Origin of the sequence: Winogradskyella eximia (genome assembly GCF_003386165.1) — a bacterium.
In the GTDB taxonomy this organism is placed as follows: domain Bacteria; phylum Bacteroidota; class Bacteroidia; order Flavobacteriales; family Flavobacteriaceae; genus Winogradskyella; species Winogradskyella eximia.
Genome location: NZ_QRDV01000002.1, coordinates 221,351 through 237,814, shown reverse-complemented (window position 1 = coordinate 237,814; position 16,464 = coordinate 221,351). Strand labels below are relative to the sequence as shown.

9 protein-coding genes are annotated in these 16,464 nt (G+C 32.2%); 2 read left to right on the top strand and 7 right to left on the bottom strand.

Annotation, left to right across the window (positions count from 1 at the left end):
* Positions 1-146: 146 nt before the first annotated feature.
* The gene (locus DFQ10_RS06740) at positions 147-7,652 is read left to right on the top strand and encodes an Ig-like domain-containing protein (protein WP_181897601.1); all 7,506 of its coding nucleotides are present in this window, start codon (positions 147-149) and stop codon (positions 7,650-7,652) included.
* A 76-nt stretch (positions 7,653-7,728) separates the two neighbouring features.
* On the opposite strand, the gene DFQ10_RS06735 is transcribed toward DFQ10_RS06740, so the two are convergent.
* From DFQ10_RS06735 to porX, 7 genes are all read right to left on the bottom strand, one after another.
* Positions 7,729-9,108: a nucleotide sugar dehydrogenase gene (locus DFQ10_RS06735; protein WP_115816641.1), complete on the bottom strand. Its 1,380-nt coding sequence runs from the start codon at positions 9,106-9,108 to the stop codon at positions 7,729-7,731.
* Positions 9,109-9,260: 152 nt separating this feature from the next.
* Entirely contained in the window at positions 9,261-10,280 is a 1,020-nt protein-coding gene (locus DFQ10_RS06730; protein ID WP_115816640.1) for an NAD-dependent epimerase, read from the bottom strand.
* 90 nt (positions 10,281-10,370) lie between these two features.
* Positions 10,371-10,748: a hypothetical protein gene (locus DFQ10_RS06725; RefSeq protein ID WP_115816639.1), complete on the bottom strand. Its 378-nt coding sequence runs from the start codon at positions 10,746-10,748 to the stop codon at positions 10,371-10,373.
* A gap of 77 nt (positions 10,749-10,825) precedes the next feature.
* Positions 10,826-12,025 carry an alanine dehydrogenase gene (locus DFQ10_RS06720; RefSeq protein ID WP_115816638.1) on the bottom strand — a complete coding sequence of 400 codons (1,200 nt, stop codon included), beginning with the start codon at positions 12,023-12,025 and terminating at the stop codon, positions 10,826-10,828.
* 99 nt (positions 12,026-12,124) lie between these two features.
* Complete coding sequence (locus DFQ10_RS06715; RefSeq protein WP_245940639.1) at positions 12,125-12,679, bottom strand: hypothetical protein; 555 nt, start codon at positions 12,677-12,679, stop codon at positions 12,125-12,127.
* Positions 12,680-12,932: 253 nt separating this feature from the next.
* Entirely contained in the window at positions 12,933-13,388 is a 456-nt protein-coding gene (gene tsaE, locus DFQ10_RS06710) for a tRNA (adenosine(37)-N6)-threonylcarbamoyltransferase complex ATPase subunit type 1 TsaE (RefSeq protein WP_181897600.1), read from the bottom strand.
* 240 nt (positions 13,389-13,628) lie between these two features.
* Positions 13,629-15,176, bottom strand: a complete 1,548-nt coding sequence (gene porX, locus DFQ10_RS06705; RefSeq protein ID WP_115816637.1) for a T9SS response regulator signal transducer PorX — start codon at positions 15,174-15,176, stop codon at positions 13,629-13,631.
* A gap of 41 nt (positions 15,177-15,217) precedes the next feature.
* Between porX and DFQ10_RS06700 the strand changes: the two genes are divergently transcribed.
* Entirely contained in the window at positions 15,218-16,447 is a 1,230-nt protein-coding gene (locus tag DFQ10_RS06700; protein ID WP_115816636.1) for an HD domain-containing protein, read from the top strand.
* Positions 16,448-16,464 lie beyond the last annotated feature (17 nt).

Below are 16,464 nucleotides of genomic sequence, written 5' to 3'. Positions count from 1 at the left end.
TGTTTTTCCTTACATTTATTTACTTTTTAACGAAAAAATTAACAATTAATTGCGTTTCGTCGAATATTTAAGCGCTTAAACACATTATGATTTTATTATTTTCTAAATTGCAAAACCTACTTAAAATTATAATGTCCCAAAAATTTATGAGAACTAGCATACAACCCCTAAAAACAATTGGCTATAAATTAATACTTATTTTACTCCTTTTTTCTTCTACATTAAATGCGCAACAATTAGCGTTTCCAACAGCAAAAGGAGCAGGTGCATATACTATTGGTGGGCGTGGAGGTCAAGTTATACATGTAACAACCTTAGATTGGAATGCGCCAGGGGGTTTAAAAGAAGCCATACAGACACCTGGTCCTCGAATCATTGTATTTGATGTGAGTGGTGAAATAGACGCTACAAGTCAGTGGGATTACACACCAATTATAAGTGGATCAAATTATGACAATATAACAATAGCAGGACAATCGGCTCCAGCTGGAGGGATTACTATTTTAACATCTGAATTTATGTTTCAGAACGTTAGTAATGTTATAATCAGATATGTTCGTTTCAGAAGTAATCCATCAAGTATTCAAGACGCTTTTTGGTTTACTGGAGGAAGTAATATTATTGTGGATCACTGTACTTTTAGTCATGGTGGTGACGAATCTGGAAGTTTAGCTTCAAGTAGCGGAACAATGGGTAATATTACAATGCAAAATTGTTTTTTTCAAGATAGTAAAACAGGAACAATATTAGGAGTAGATAACGAAGATGGTGATTTTACATTCGTTAATAATGTATTTAGTAACATTTCACATAGATTTCCAAACCCTAAAGGGGATGGTCAGTACGATATTATAAATAATATAGTTTACAATTGGAAATATAGACTTGTACGTATTTCAGGAGGTGGAACATATAATGTTGTTAATAACTATTACAAAACTGCAGTAAATGGAATAAGACTTCCTGGTTGGTTTGGTGATGAATACATCTCTTCTAGATTTCTACAAAAAGTACAGACAACTTCTCACGATAATCCTTTAATTTATGCTGCTGGTAGTTTAGTAACAGGACAAAGAGAAACACCTTTATCTGATGATAGAGATATGTGGTCAGTTTTTGCAGGATCACATTTAACTGAGAATATACAAGTACCAGATCAGTATTTTACAAATACGCCCTTTGCATTAGTAGGTCAAAATTTTGCAATAAAGCCAGCTAATCAAGTTTATATTGATTTGCTAAATGATGTAGGTGCAGATAAAACACTAAATGCAAATGGATCTATTTATCCTTACCGCGATGATAAAGATGCAAGCGATATTTTAATGATTCAGAATGACACTTATGAAGGTAGTTATTATGATAGTAAGACTTCAATACCTTATCCAACGGTTCCTCAAAATACAAGACCATCAGGTTTTGATAGTAATAATGATGGAATGCCAGACGTATGGAAAACAGCAAGAGGTTTTGCCGCAGATGAAGATTTATCTAATTATGCTTGGCCAAGCGGGTATATTGGTGTAGAAGAATATTTAAATGAAATTGATCTTAATGGAATTGAGATAATTGAAGCTACTGGAGTAGAAGTAACCCCAGAAATTGCAACAGTAAATATGCCAAACACAATTAGTTTAACTGCAACAATATTTCCAGAAGATGCAACAAACAAAAATGGTACATGGAGTAGTAGTGATGAAACAATTGCTACAGTAAATTCAGGTGGTGTAGTTACACCCGTTTCTGAAGGAGTAGTAACGATAACTTTTACATCAATGGATGGTGGATTTACAGATACTACAGAATTAACAGTTACAAATATTGTTATCTCATTAGAATCTTTATTAATTACACCCGAAACTTCGATTCTAGAACTCGGCGAAAGTGTTCAATTAACAACAGAGTTTTTCCCTTCTAATACTTCAGACATTACGGGGATCTGGTCAAGTAGTGATGAATCAATTGCTATTGTAAATGAAAACGGTTTAGTTTCTGCAATTGCTGAAGGTGAAGTAGAAATAATATTTACTGCAAATGATGGTGGTATTACTAATAATTCAATCATTACCGTAGTAGATGAGTTTTATGGAACTTATGTTCTTTATAATGCAGAAACAGATTTGGTTATTCAAAATATAGAATCAGATGCAACGATTAATCTAGAAGAAGAAGGTGATAGAATAAATTTTAGATGTATTCCAGAAGGTGGTGATGATAGTACAGAAGTTGAAAGTGTAGGTGTTACGTGGACTGGACCAACTAATGGAAGCTGGATTGAGAGTGATGCTATTTATGCAGGACTTCCAAATGGACATGTTGGTTTAAATTTCGAACCTTACTTAGTTGAAGAAGGCACCTATAACTTTACAGTAACTTATTACAGTGCAAATGGAGGTTTAGGAAGTATTGTTGCTATTGATGATTTTTCTCTAAACTTTTTTTTTGATTTACTACCTGTGGCAGATGCAGGTTTAGATCAAAACATTTGTGAAGGAGAAACAACGATATTGGAGGCCGCAGGAGGATCGAATTTTTTATGGGATAATGGTGAAACTACTTCAACTATAGAGGTTAATCCTACAGAAACAACAACCTATACTGTAACTGTCTCTGATGATGAAGGAAACTCAGACGAGGATAGTGTTACAGTTACTGTGGGTTTATTACCATTGGCAGAAGCTGGTGAAGATCAAATTATTTGTGAGGGAGAATTTGCTACTTTAACAGCAACTGGAGGAACATCATATCTATGGAGTACAGGAGATACAACTGCATCTATTGAAGTTAGTCCTGAATTAGAAACCACATATATAGTAGAAGTAATTTCTAATAATTGCTCTAGTACAGATGAAGTGACCGTTTTTGTTAACGATGCACCTAATATTTCTATTACAGAAGATTTAGTAATTGTAGAAGGTGAAACAACAACCTTAACTGCAAGTGGAGGAGATAATTACGAATGGGATACTGGTGAAACAACAGAGTCTATTACAGTAACACCAGACGTTACAACAACTTATTCTGTTAGTTCTCTTGGTGCAAATGGCTGTATATCTACTGTGAATGTTACAGTTACTGTAGTGCCGGAGGTTATTGCCAATGCAGGAGATGATATAACTATTTGTAATGGGGAAACCATTACACTGTCTGCTTCAGGTGGCTCAACGTATTTGTGGGATAATGGTGAAGATGTTTCGGATCTTGTTGTTAGTCCAGAAACAACAACAACTTATACTGTTACAGTTGAAGATGATTTTGGTTTTACAGATACAGATACAGTTACAGTTTTTGTAAATGAAATTCCAAGTATTACAGCCAATGAAGACGTGTTTGTTATGTTCGGAAATTCTGTAACGCTAACAGCTAGCGGTGGAGTTTCTTATTTATGGAGTACAGGTGAAACAACAGCAGAAATAACAGTAAGTCCAGAAGTAAATACAACATATTCAGTAACTGGATATTCTGAAAATGGTTGTCAAAATACTATTGAAATACTAGTAACTGTAGTGGATGTTTTAAGTGCTAATGCAGGCGAAGATGTTTCAATATGCCTAGGAGAAAGTATTACTTTAAATGCATCAGGTGGAGTAATTTATACATGGAACACCGGAAATTCAGGTTCATCTCCAACGTTTACACCTTTAGAAACGATAACATATACAGTTACAGTTGAAGATGGGTTTGGAAATTCTGATTCGGATGAAGTGACCGTAACTGTTAACCCTATACCAATAGCTAATGCTGGTGAGGATCAAATAATTTGTAATGGAGAATCTGTTGTTTTAACAGCAGAAGGTGGAGATTCATATTTGTGGAGCACGGGAGATACTACTGCATCTATTACAGTAAACCCTAACGAAGACACAAATTATAGTGTTGAAGTAACTACTAATAACTGTTCGTCTACTGACGATGTTATGGTTACTGTGTTACCAACACCTGAAATTATTATAAGTGAGGATACTGTTATCATTACAGGTAACTCCACTACACTTGAAGTTTCAGGAGGAGATTCGTATTTATGGAATACTGGTGAAACCACAGATACTTTAGTAGTAAATCCAATTGAAACAACAACATATACCGTTACTGCTTTTATGGAAAATGGTTGTGAAAGCACTTCTGAAGTTATTGTTACGGTAATTCCAGAAGTAGTTGCAGAAGCAGGTGACGATGTTGCTATTTGTAGTGGCGAAAATATTGTTTTAAATGCTTCAGGAGGTTTAACATACCTTTGGGATACTGGAGATACAAGTAGTACTATAACTGTTAGTCCAACTGAAACAATAACATATACTGTTACTGTAACTGATGATTATGGTAATTCTGACTCTGATAATGTTACAGTTACAGTAAATGAATTACCAAATTTAACGGTTAGTGAAAACGTTATTATTTATGAAGGTGAGAGTACAAATTTAATTGCTGATGGAGCGGACACATATCTATGGAGTACTGAAGAAAATTCTAGCTCTATTAACGTTAGTCCTTTAGAAACAACAACCTATTCTGTTACAGGTTTTTCAGGTAATGGTTGTTCAACTACATTACAAGTGGTAGTTACTGTAATACCAGAAGTTATAGCAAACGCCGGCAATGATGTTACAATTTGCCAAGGTGAATACGTGATTTTAAGCGCAACTGGAGGTTCTAACTTTTTATGGAGCACAGGACAAAATAGTGCATCAATAACCATAAATCCAACGGAAACAACAACCTTTACAGTGACAGTTAGTGATGATTACGGAAATTCTGATACTGATAGTGTTACTGTTGTAGTTAATGATTTACCAAGTCTTAACTTGAATGAAGAAATTACAATCTTAGAGGGTGAAAGTGCTAACTTAGTAGTAAGTGGAGCTAATACTTACCTTTGGGATACAGGAGAAACAACAGCATCAATTTCTGTGAGTCCTACAGAATCAACAATATACAGCGTTACTGGTTTTTCAAGTAATGGTTGTCAAATTACAGAAGAAATATTGGTTGTTGTAGCATCAATTGTAGTTGCTGATGCAGGTAATAATGTGGTAATTTGTAATAGCCAAAATGTTACCTTAACTGCTTCTGGTAGCTCTTATTTTTCTTGGAGTACAGGAGAAACAACAGCTTCAATTGTTGTAAGTCCAACAGAAACCACAACGTATACAGTAGTTGTAAGTGATGATTATGGAAATATTGATTCAGATCATGTTACTATTACTGTACCTGATTTAACAAATGTAAGTGTTAGTGATAATATTACAATTATTGAGGGGGAGGCTACCACATTAACAGCTAGTGGAGCAAATGTCTTTCTATGGAGTACTGGTGAAAATTCTAGTTCTATCTCAGTAAGTCCAAGTGAGACCACAACATATACTGTTGTTGGCTCTTCATATAATTGTGAAAGTGAAGAATTACAAGTAACTGTTACGGTAATACCTGAGGTTGTGGCTAATGCAGGCAACAATCTTACAATATGTAATGGAGAAAGTGTAACTTTAAATGCATCAGGAGGTGCTAATTATTTATGGAGTACAGGGGATACTTCGGCTTCAATTATTATAAATCCAACTGAAACAACAATATATACAGTTACAGTATTTGATAATTATGGAAATTCTGATTCCGATAGTGTTACAGTCACTGTAGATAATGTTCCTGTTATTACCTTAAGTGAGGATATTACAATAATAGAAGGAGAAAGTGCAACATTAATAGCAAGTGGAGCTAATGCATATTTATGGAGTACTAGTCAGGATTCTAGTACAATTACTGTAAGTCCTACAGAAACTATGACATATACAGCAATAGGATATTCTTCTATTAATAGTTGTGAGAGTGAAGAAGCTCAAGTCACAGTTACAGTGATCCCAAGTTTAATAGCTAATGCTGGTAATGACGTTTCAATATGTAATGGAGAAAGTGTAACTTTAAATGCAACAGGAGGTTCTAATTATTTATGGAGTACAGGAGAAACTTCAGCTTCATTTACTATAAACCCAGCTGAAACTACAGTATATACAGTTACAGTATCTGATAATTATGGAAATTCTGATTCCGATAGTGTTACAGTCACTGTAGATAATGTTCCTGTTATTACCTTAAGTGAGGATATTACAATAATTGAAGGAGAAAGTTCAATATTAACAGCAAGTGGAGCAAATGCATATTTATGGAGTACAGGTCAGGATTCTAGTACAATTACTGTAAGTCCTACAGTAACTACAACCTATACAGCAGTTGGCTATTCTTCTTTAAATAGTTGTGAAAGTGAAGAGGTTCAAGTCACAGTTACAGTGATCCCAAGTTTAATAGCTAATGCTGGTAATGACGTTTCAATATGTAATGGAGAAAGTATTATCTTGAATGCTTCTGGAGGTTCTAATTATATTTGGAACACAGGACAATCCGGTGAATCAATTTCAGTGAATCCAACAGAAACTACGACATATACAGTTACAGTATCTGATAATTTTGGAAATTCAGATACTGATAGTGTTACTGTCACTGTAAATGAATTACCTAATTTGAATGTAAGTGAGAATATTACAATAATTGAAGGAGAAAGTGCTAATTTATTAGTAAGTGGTGCTGAAACATATTTATGGAGTACTGGAGAAACAGAAGATTCAATTACTGTAAGCCCACTAGAAACGACAACTTTTGTTGTTACAGGTACAAGTAATACTTGTAGCGTTCAAGAAGAAATAACAGTTACGGTGATACCATTATTTATAGCATCTGCTGGTTCTGATGCATTTGTTTGTGATAATACTACTTATGAGGTTATATTAACAGCAAATGAAGGTGATAGTTATTTATGGAGTACAGGAGAAACGACACAGAGTATTATAGTCAGTCCATTATCAACAACATCATATACAGTAACTGTTATAAATGGTGAACAAGAAGATTCTGATGATGTTATGGTTTATGTTGACCTTAGTCCAATTGTAAATATTCTTAATGGAGAAAGTATTGAAATTTTAAATGGTGATTTTGTGACTTTATCTGCTACTGGAGCAAATAGTTATGAATGGAATAATGGAGCAACACAACCAAATATAGCAGTTAGTCCTTCTGTTACTACCACATACGAAGTAAAAGGTTATATAGGTGATTGCTATGATGAAAAGCAAATCGTTGTAAATGTTTTACAACCAGTTATAGCAGATGCAGGTGAGGATGTACTAATTTGTTTAAATGAAGTAACAACTTTAACTGCTACAGGTGGAGATGAATATATTTGGAGTACTGGTGAAACTACGCAGTCAATCGAAGTTTCACCTTCAGAAACTACAGATTATACGGTTACTGTTTTTAATGCTTTAGATTTTGCAGAAGCTTCGATACAAGTAGAAGTAGATACTAATTGTACAGATCAAGTAAATAATCCTTCTGGAATAGTTAAAGATTTTGATTTCAATGTTTATCCAAATCCAGCAACAGATATTATTAATGTGAAGTTTTCTGGAGTATTAGCTGTTTCTGATGTACATATATATGATGTAACCGGTAAGTTAATACAACGTACTCAAATATCTAATGAAAACGTAAGTACTAGCGCAACTATACAAATAGATATTAGTTTACTTCAGTCTGGTGTTTATTTTGTAAAGTTCATTGGTGAAGAAACTGATGTTACTAAAAAGATAATTGTTAACTAATAAATAGTTTTAAAATAAAAAAAGCACTAAAATCTTAAATTTTAGTGCTTTTTTTATTTTAAAACTTATTCAAAGCTTACTGACCAATCGAGGAGTATTCAAATCCAATTTTAGTCATTTCTTCTTTATTAAGTATATTTCTACCATCAAAAATAAAAGCTGGCTTTTTCATTTGATTATAGATTTTTTTCCAGTCATAAGTTTTAAATTCATCCCATTCTGTCATGATCGCCACAGCATGAGCATCATTTGTAACTTCATAAGGATCATTGAAAGACTGAACCAATTCCATGTTTTCTTCTTCAGTTCTAGTATTTAAATAATTAAGGTCAGCTTGCACTTTTTTACCATTTACTTTTGGATCGTAAACCGCAATATTTGCTTGTTCGTTTAATAAATGATCTGCAACATAAATAGCTGCTGACTCTCTTGTGTCATTAGTATCTTTCTTAAAAGCCCAACCTAACATCGCAATTTTCTTACCAGAGACCGTGTTGTATAATGTACTTATTAAATGATCAGAAAAACGTCTTTTTTGATGATCGTTTAATATGATTACTTGCTCCCAATAATCAGCTACAGCTTGAAGATTATAACTTCTAGCAATATAAACAAGATTCAATATATCTTTCTGAAAACATGAACCTCCAAAGCCAATAGATGCATTTAAGAATTTTGGTCCAATTCTAGAATCCATTCCGATAGCTTTGGCTACTTCGTTTACATTTGCTTCGGTATGTTCGCACAATTCAGAAATAGCATTAATTGAAGAAATACGTTGAGCTAAAAAAGCATTAGCAGTTAGCTTAGATAATTCTGATGACCAAACATTAGTTCTTAAAATTCTATCTTGAGAAACCCAACTACCATATACATTAGCTAAACTTTCTATTGCTTCTTCAGATTCACCTCCAATTAAAACACGATCTGGATTCAATAAATCTTGAACGGCAGTTCCTTCAGCTAAAAATTCCGGATTAGATAAAATACTAAAATTTACATCACTTCCTGTATTGTGTAAAATACTTTTGATAGCTTGTGCTGTTCTTACAGGTAATGTAGATTTTTCTACAACAATCTTATCTGTAGTGGCTACTTCAGCAATATTTCTAGCACATAATTCAACGTATTTTAAATCGGCTGCCATTCCCTTACCTTTTCCGTAAGTTTTAGTTGGTGTATTTACCGAAATAAAAATCATCTCAGATTCTTTAATAGTTTCATCTATCTCAGTAGAAAAGAATAAATTTTTCCCTCGAGTTTCTTCAACTATTTCTGCTAAGCCAGGTTCGTAAATTGGCAATTTAGATAGGTCTTTGTCATTCCATGCAGCAATACGTTCTGCATTTATATCTACAATTGTAACTTTTATGTGTGGATTCTTTTTTGCAATTACAGCCATTGTAGGTCCACCTACATAACCTGCACCAATACAACAGATTTTTGTTATTTTCATTTTTAAATTTATTTAGATTTGAGTCAAATATTATAAATGATCACAAATTTGATAGTATTAATTTTATTTAGGCAATATATTATACCAATAACCTTTTTTTACGATAAATATCAATTTAACCACAAAAATAGGAACTTTCGTTCAAAATCTATTTAATTATAATAGTTTTTAAACCAATCTATGAAAGATTTTACTCCTTGCTTTATTGAGGTATTAGGTCTATAATCATAATCTTTAATTAACTCGTCTACATCTGCCCAAGTTCGTTCTACGTCTCCTGGTTGCATTTCCATCATATTCTTAGTTGAAACCTTATCTAAGTTAACTTCTATTTCTTTTATAAAGTCTAATAGTTTTACAGAATTATTATTACCAATATTATAAACCTTATATAGGTTATTAGATTCAATTCTCTGTGTTGCTGGTTTTTCAATAATTCTAACAACACCTTCTACAATATCATCTATATAAGTAAAGTCGCGCTCCATGTTACCATGGTTAAATACTTTTATTGGTCTGTTATTTACAATAGCATCTGTAAATAGAAACATTGCCATATCTGGTCTTCCCCATGGTCCATAAACAGTAAAGAACCTTAATCCAGTAGTCGGTATTTTAAATAAATGGCTATAAGTATGTGCCATAAGTTCGTTACTCTTTTTGGTAGCAGCATATAAACTAATAGGATGATCTACATTATCATCTGTAGAAAATGGTATTTTCTTATTCATTCCATAAACACTTGAGCTACTGGCATAAACCAAATGTTTAATATCGTTGTTTCTACAGCATTCTAATATGTTTAAAAATCCAACTAAATTAGAATCTACATAAGTTTCAGGGTTCTCTAAGCTGTATCGTACACCTGCTTGGGCTGCAAGGTTACAAACTATATCAAATTTTTCTGTCTTAAATAATTCTGGAAGTGCTTGTCGATCTTCAAGATTCATTCTTATAAAAGTAAAATCTTCAGACTTACTTTTACAAAGACTATTGAACTTAGAAGCTTCAGTTTTATCAATACCCAATTCGTTAAGTCTATCAAATTTTAAATTTACATCATAGTAATCATTAATATTATCTAATCCAACCACTACATGACCTTTGGATAATAATACTTTTGAGACATAAAATCCAATAAATCCTGCTGCTCCAGTTACTAATACTTTCATAATAATTTAATTTTACTTTTTTTGAAGTGAGTTCAAATATTAAAATTTAGATTGAAACTTCTAAATTATACTCTAAACAATTTCAATATATTAGATGTTTGTATATTTAATATCGAGGAGTGTCGCTACAGATTCACAATTTTTAATCTTTAGTTCCATATCTCGCTCTTTATAGCTATTTTCTATATAATAAATTTTACATGAGTCTTTGTGTGTTTCACTTTTAGAAAAATCAACACTTCCATATTTTACCAAATTAACTATAGTACTCGAATCTATTGTGTGTTCTGAAAGAAATAATGCTGCCGCATTAGAATATTCAATAGGTTTAGAGCTGATGTTTTTAGTGGTTCTAGCATTTGGGCCATAATCACAGGAAGCATCTTTTCCATTTAAAAAAAACATAAGAAGTATTAAACCAATACCAAAACCACCTAAATAGTAGCCTAAACGTTGCGTAAATTTCATATTTATTTCCCACTAAAGCAGGAATTTATTTTTAGTTAAACTTTATTGAATAATTAGAGACTAAAACAAGTTCTGTATTAGAAAATTAACAAATTGGCATCACTATAATCTAAACCAAACCATTCGGCAACAGATTTGTTAGTTAAAATACCGTGGTAAAAATACAACCCATTTTTTAAACCTCTATCAAAACGAAGGGCATTTTCTATTCCTCCGTATTCTCCAATTTCTAATAGGTAAGGAGTAAAGATATTACTAATGGAAACTGATGCTGTTCTTGAGTAGCGTGCCGGAATATTAGGGACGCAATAATGAATAACTCCATTATATTCAAAAGTAGGCTTATCGTGCGTTGTAACTTCACTAGTTTCAAAGCAGCCACCCATATCTATACTAACATCAATGACTACAGAACCTGATTTCATATTATTTAACATGCTTTCTGTAACAACAATTGGAGCACGATAAGTTCCTCTTACCGCTCCAATAGCTACATCACATCGCTTTAGTGCTTTTAATAGATTTTTGGGTTGCATGGTAGACGTATATATAGTTCTACCTAAATTGTTTTGAAGTCTTCTTAATTTGGTGATAGAACTATCAAAAACTTTAACATTAGCTCCCAAGCCAATTGCAGAACGTGCGGCAAATTCTCCAACGGTACCTGCTCCCAAAATAACAACTTCTGTTGGTGGTACTCCGTTAATATTGCCCATCATTAGACCATTTCCACCATTGACGTTAGATAATAACTCTGATGCTATTAATATGGACGCTGTACCTGCTATTTCACTGAGAGAACTTACTGCAGGATATGCGCCATCATCATCTTTAATATACTCAAAGGCTAATGCAGTGATACGTTTTTTGGCTAAAGCTTCAAAATAAGATTTGCTTTGTGTTTTTATCTGAAGAGCAGAAATAAGAAGGGTTTGTGGATTAATAAGCTTAATCTCATCTAAAGAAGGTGGCTCAACTTTAAGAATAATAGGGCAGGAGTACACTTTTGCTGTATCCTTTGTAACTTCTGCACCAGCTTCACTATAATCTTTATCTTTAAAATTGGCTCCATTGCCAGCACCAGATTCAAATAAAACACGATGTCCATTGGCTGTTAATGCTGATACAGCATCAGGCGTAAGACAAACTCTTCGTTCTTGAAAATGAGCTTCTTTTGGAATTCCAATAAAGAGTTCCCCTTTCTGCTTTAAAATTTCTAAGGTTTCTTCTTGAGGTAATAATTGGGCTTTGGTAAATGGAGATAGAGATAGACTCATTGAAGTTATTGACTTTAGTTTACCCTTGCAATATAACGATTATGGCTATATTAATATAACTTCAATTTACTAATAAATATTAAATGTTTGAATAGAATATTAAAAATACTGCTTTATTCTTCCCCAAACACCTTTAGGTTTAATCATAAACTCTGCTTCAAGTTCTTCAAGGCTTTTATCAGAAGTATTAATTTTGTTAAACATTTTAGCTCTGATTAAATAGATTGATGGAACAATAACAACCAAAATGGGAAGTAATACAACAAATGTTCCTTCATCAATTTTTCCTGCCTCTGCATTCCAAGTAATAACAGCTTGAAACGCAAACATTATAATAGGAACTAAAATTGCGTGATACCACCAGTGTTTGCATGTGAAAAACCAAATGATTAATAATATTAAGGGAATGATTTTACTGGTATAAACCCACATAGCAAATTGTGCTTCTTCCCAAGCGCCACTTTCATAGGTAAACAAAAAAGTGTTCCACACTTTAACGGTTGGAACACTTTCATGTAAAGAATATAAAAGAGGAGTAGATACTATTATAGTGGCAATTATAGAGCCAACTATAGCGCTTCTACTTAATCTTTTATTAGCCGTTTTTGATAAGCTTTCTTTTCTTAACTTCAATTTTGTTTGTAGTTTGTCCATCTAAGTCAATAATGTTAGTAGCCTGTACAGTAAATAACATTCCTCCGAAGATAGCAATTGCTAGTACTAGATTTTTTTTGTTTTTCATAATTTAAGGGATTTAATTAATTAATTACATCAAAAGTAAGGTCATTATCAAATGCTTACAAATAAGAAGTAGTTAAAATCCGATAAATTTAGAAGATTCTATTACGGTTTTTCCGCAATACTATCATAATCTTGTAGGAATATTAATAAAATTTTTTACAAAATTTTACAGTTTCATGGCTGTATTTTTGGTTAAATGTTTGGTGTTTATAGTTAATTTGAGGGATCTTTTATTGTCTTCTAGGTCTGTAATGGTAATGGCTTGATGATTTTCGGGAATCAAGTCTTCTATCCGTTCTGGCCATTCCATAAATAACCAATGGTTGTTGTTCAGGTAATCTTCTATTCCAAAGTTGTAAGCTTCATCAATAGATTCTATTCTATAAAAATCAAAATGATACACTTTATCATTTGGTATATTATACTCATTTACAATAGAGAATGTTGGGCTTGTGGCTGTATCATCACTTTGCATGGCATTTAGTAATGCGTTAATGAAGGTTGTTTTACCTGCACCCATGCTGCCATTAAACAGAATGGTTTTAGAGACTAAATGTTCTAATACACTGGCGGCTGTAGCTTCAATATCTTTTAAATGGTATGTAAACTCTATAGTTTTCACTCTAGTTTTAGTAAATTAATGCTACAATAATATGAAATACATTTCAGATATCCTAGGAAATAACGTATTTCATCGGTTATTTTTGCATTTAAAAGAGTTTTTGATTTTTGTCTTATACGATATTTTAGATATCTAATTAAATATAAACTAACCTATAAAACGCTTATTAAAACAGTATTACAGAGATAACTACTGTTTCTGAGAACAGAATTATTTAAATGGTAGCTTTGTCTTTATAAACTATTTAGGATCCATTACCACAAAAGGAATAATCATTTCCTCCAAGGACACACCACCATGTTGATACGTATTTCTATAATAGCTCACATAATGATTGAAGTTATTTGGGTAAGCTAAAAATAGATCTCCTTTTGCAAAAATAAATGAGCTACTCATAGTCAGTGACGGTAAATGAATAGATTTAGGGTTTTTAACAGCTAATACATCTTTGTCTTGGTAAGTTAAACTTCTACCTGTTTTATAACGTAAATTTAAACTTGTATCTCTATCTCCAATTACTTTAGACGGAGCTTTTACATTTATAGTACCATGATCTGTAGTTAAGATTAATTTAAAACCTAATTGTTGAGATAATTGAATCATTTCTAACAAAGGAGAATTCTTAAACCAACTAACAGTAAGTGAGCGATAAGCCTTATCGTTAGAAGCTAATTCTTTAACGACTTCCATTTCTGTTTTAGAATGCGAGAGCATATCTACAAAATTATAAACAATAACATTGAGGTCGTTATCTTTTAATGACCTAAAGTTTTCAACGAGTTTTTTACCTGCTTTTAAATTCGTGATTTTATGATATTCATGTTTTAAATTCCCTAAGCCTAAACGTTTTAATTGTTCTCTTAAAAAATCATCTTCATGCATATTTTTTCCTCCTTCATCTGTATCATTTTTCCAATATTGAGGAAATAAACTTTCCATATCAGCAGGCATTAATCCAGAGAAAATAGCATTTCTGGCATATTGTGTAGCAGTAGGTAAGATGCTATAAAAAGCCAATTCTGAAGCTTTTTTATAATAATTGTTTACAATAGGCTCAAAAGCTTTCCATTGATCGTAACGTAAATTATCTATTACGATTAAAACTGTTGGCTGTTTATCACTCAATTCTGGAACAACTTTATCTTTAAACAATGTATGTGACATTACTGGAGCATCTGTATTAGGTTGAAACCAGTCTTCATAATTTTTCTCTATAAACTTACCAAATTGCATATTGGCTTCGGTTTTTTGAGATTCTAAAATATCCGTCATTCCTACATCTTCAATACCCTCAAGCTGTAATTCCCAATAAATCAATTTCTGGTATAATTCTACCCATTCTTCATAAGAATTAACCATAGACAAATCCATAGCTATCTTTCTGAATTCTTGTTGATAATTAGAAGTTGTTTTTTCAGAAACTAAACGCGAATGATCCAAATTCTTTTTTAAACTCAATAAAATCTGATTTGGATTTACGGGTTTTATTAAATAATCAGCAATTTTATTACCAATAGCTTCTTCCATAATATATTCCTCTTCACTTTTTGTAATCATTACCACAGGTAAGTTAGCACGTCGTTCTTTAATTTCATTTAAAGTTTCTAAACCTGTTAATCCTGGCATATTCTCATCTAAAAAGACGATATCGAAATTTGTATCATTGATAATTTCTAAAGCTTCAGTACCACTTTGACATTTAGTAACTGTGTATCCTTTTTGTTCTAAAAAGATAATATGTGGCTTTAATAAATCGATTTCATCGTCAACCCAAAGAATATTTATCATGTTATGGTATATTTGTTTATTAATTTTTGAAATTTTATATTTTGCCTACAAACAATAAGCTTAAAATATTTAACGACCCAATTTACGGATTTATTACTATTCCGAATTCTTTAATTTTTGATATTATTCAGCATAAATACTTTCAAAGATTACGTCGTATTAGTCAAATGGGATTATCCTATTTGGTTTATCCAGGTGCACATCACACACGTTTTCATCATGCCTTAGGCTGTATGCATTTAATGCAAAAAGCTATTAATGTGCTTCGTTTTAAGGGAGTTATGATTTCTGATGATGAAGAAAATGGATTATTAGTAGCCATTCTTTTGCATGATATTGGTCATGGACCGTTTTCTCATGCTATGGAGCACAGTATTGTAAATGATGTTTCTCACGAAGAAATTTCGTTGCGTTTTATGGAAGAACTCAATACAGAGTTTAACGGAAGTTTAACGTTAGCCATCTCTATTTTTAAAGGTGAGTATCCTAGACAATTTATGTGCGAGCTTATTTCTAGTCAATTAGATATGGATAGAGCCGATTATCTTAAACGAGATAGTTTTTATACAGGAGTGGCAGAGGGCAATATTAATAGTGAGCGATTAATCACAATGCTTAATGTTATAGATGACCAATTAGTTGTAGAAGAAAAAGGCATTTTAAGCGTAGAGAAATTTTTAATTGCAAGACGTTTTATGTATTGGCAAGTTTATATGCATAAAACAGGTGTGGTTGCTGAGCAATTACTTATGGGAACTTTAAGACGAGCAAAAGAATTAGTTCAGCAAGGAGTAAAGCTTAATTGTAGTGATGCCTTATTCTATTTTTTATTTTCAGAAATAAATGCTGAAAATTTTAATGTCGAAACATTAACAGTTTTTTCAAAATTAGATGATTATGATATCGTTGCTGCCTTAAAAGACTGGCAGAACCATGATGATTTTGTATTGAGTAATCTTTGTCAAATGATTTTAGACAGAAATTTATTAAAGATAAAATTAAAGAATAAACCTATAAAATCTTCAGACTTAAAAATGCATTCAGATGCATTAATTAAAAAACATAATATCACTAAGCATGAAGCGGATTATTTTGTGTTTAAAGGTGAACTAATTAACCAAGCTTATCAGAATAAAACACAGAAGATCAGTATCTTATTTAAGTCTGGAAAAATCAAAGATATCGTTAAAGCATCAGATCAATTAAATCTAAAAGCACTCATTAAACCAATCACTAAATATTATATGTGCTATCCTAAAAAGAAAATGTAATCCTTTTTTTCTATTTT

Coding starts and splice junctions, on each gene's coding strand:
- DFQ10_RS06740 (WP_181897601.1), top strand. CDS start 147: ATGAGAACTAGCATACAACCCCTAAAAACAATTGGCTATAAATTAATA.
- DFQ10_RS06735 (WP_115816641.1), bottom strand. CDS start 9,108: ATGAAAATAACAAAAATCTGTTGTATTGGTGCAGGTTATGTAGGTGGA.
- DFQ10_RS06730 (WP_115816640.1), bottom strand. CDS start 10,280: ATGAAAGTATTAGTAACTGGAGCAGCAGGATTTATTGGATTTTATGTC.
- DFQ10_RS06725 (WP_115816639.1), bottom strand. CDS start 10,748: ATGAAATTTACGCAACGTTTAGGCTACTATTTAGGTGGTTTTGGTATT.
- DFQ10_RS06720 (WP_115816638.1), bottom strand. CDS start 12,025: ATGAGTCTATCTCTATCTCCATTTACCAAAGCCCAATTATTACCTCAA.
- DFQ10_RS06715 (WP_245940639.1), bottom strand. CDS start 12,679: ATGGACAAACTACAAACAAAATTGAAGTTAAGAAAAGAAAGCTTATCA.
- porX (WP_115816637.1), bottom strand. CDS start 15,176: ATGATAAATATTCTTTGGGTTGACGATGAAATCGATTTATTAAAGCCA.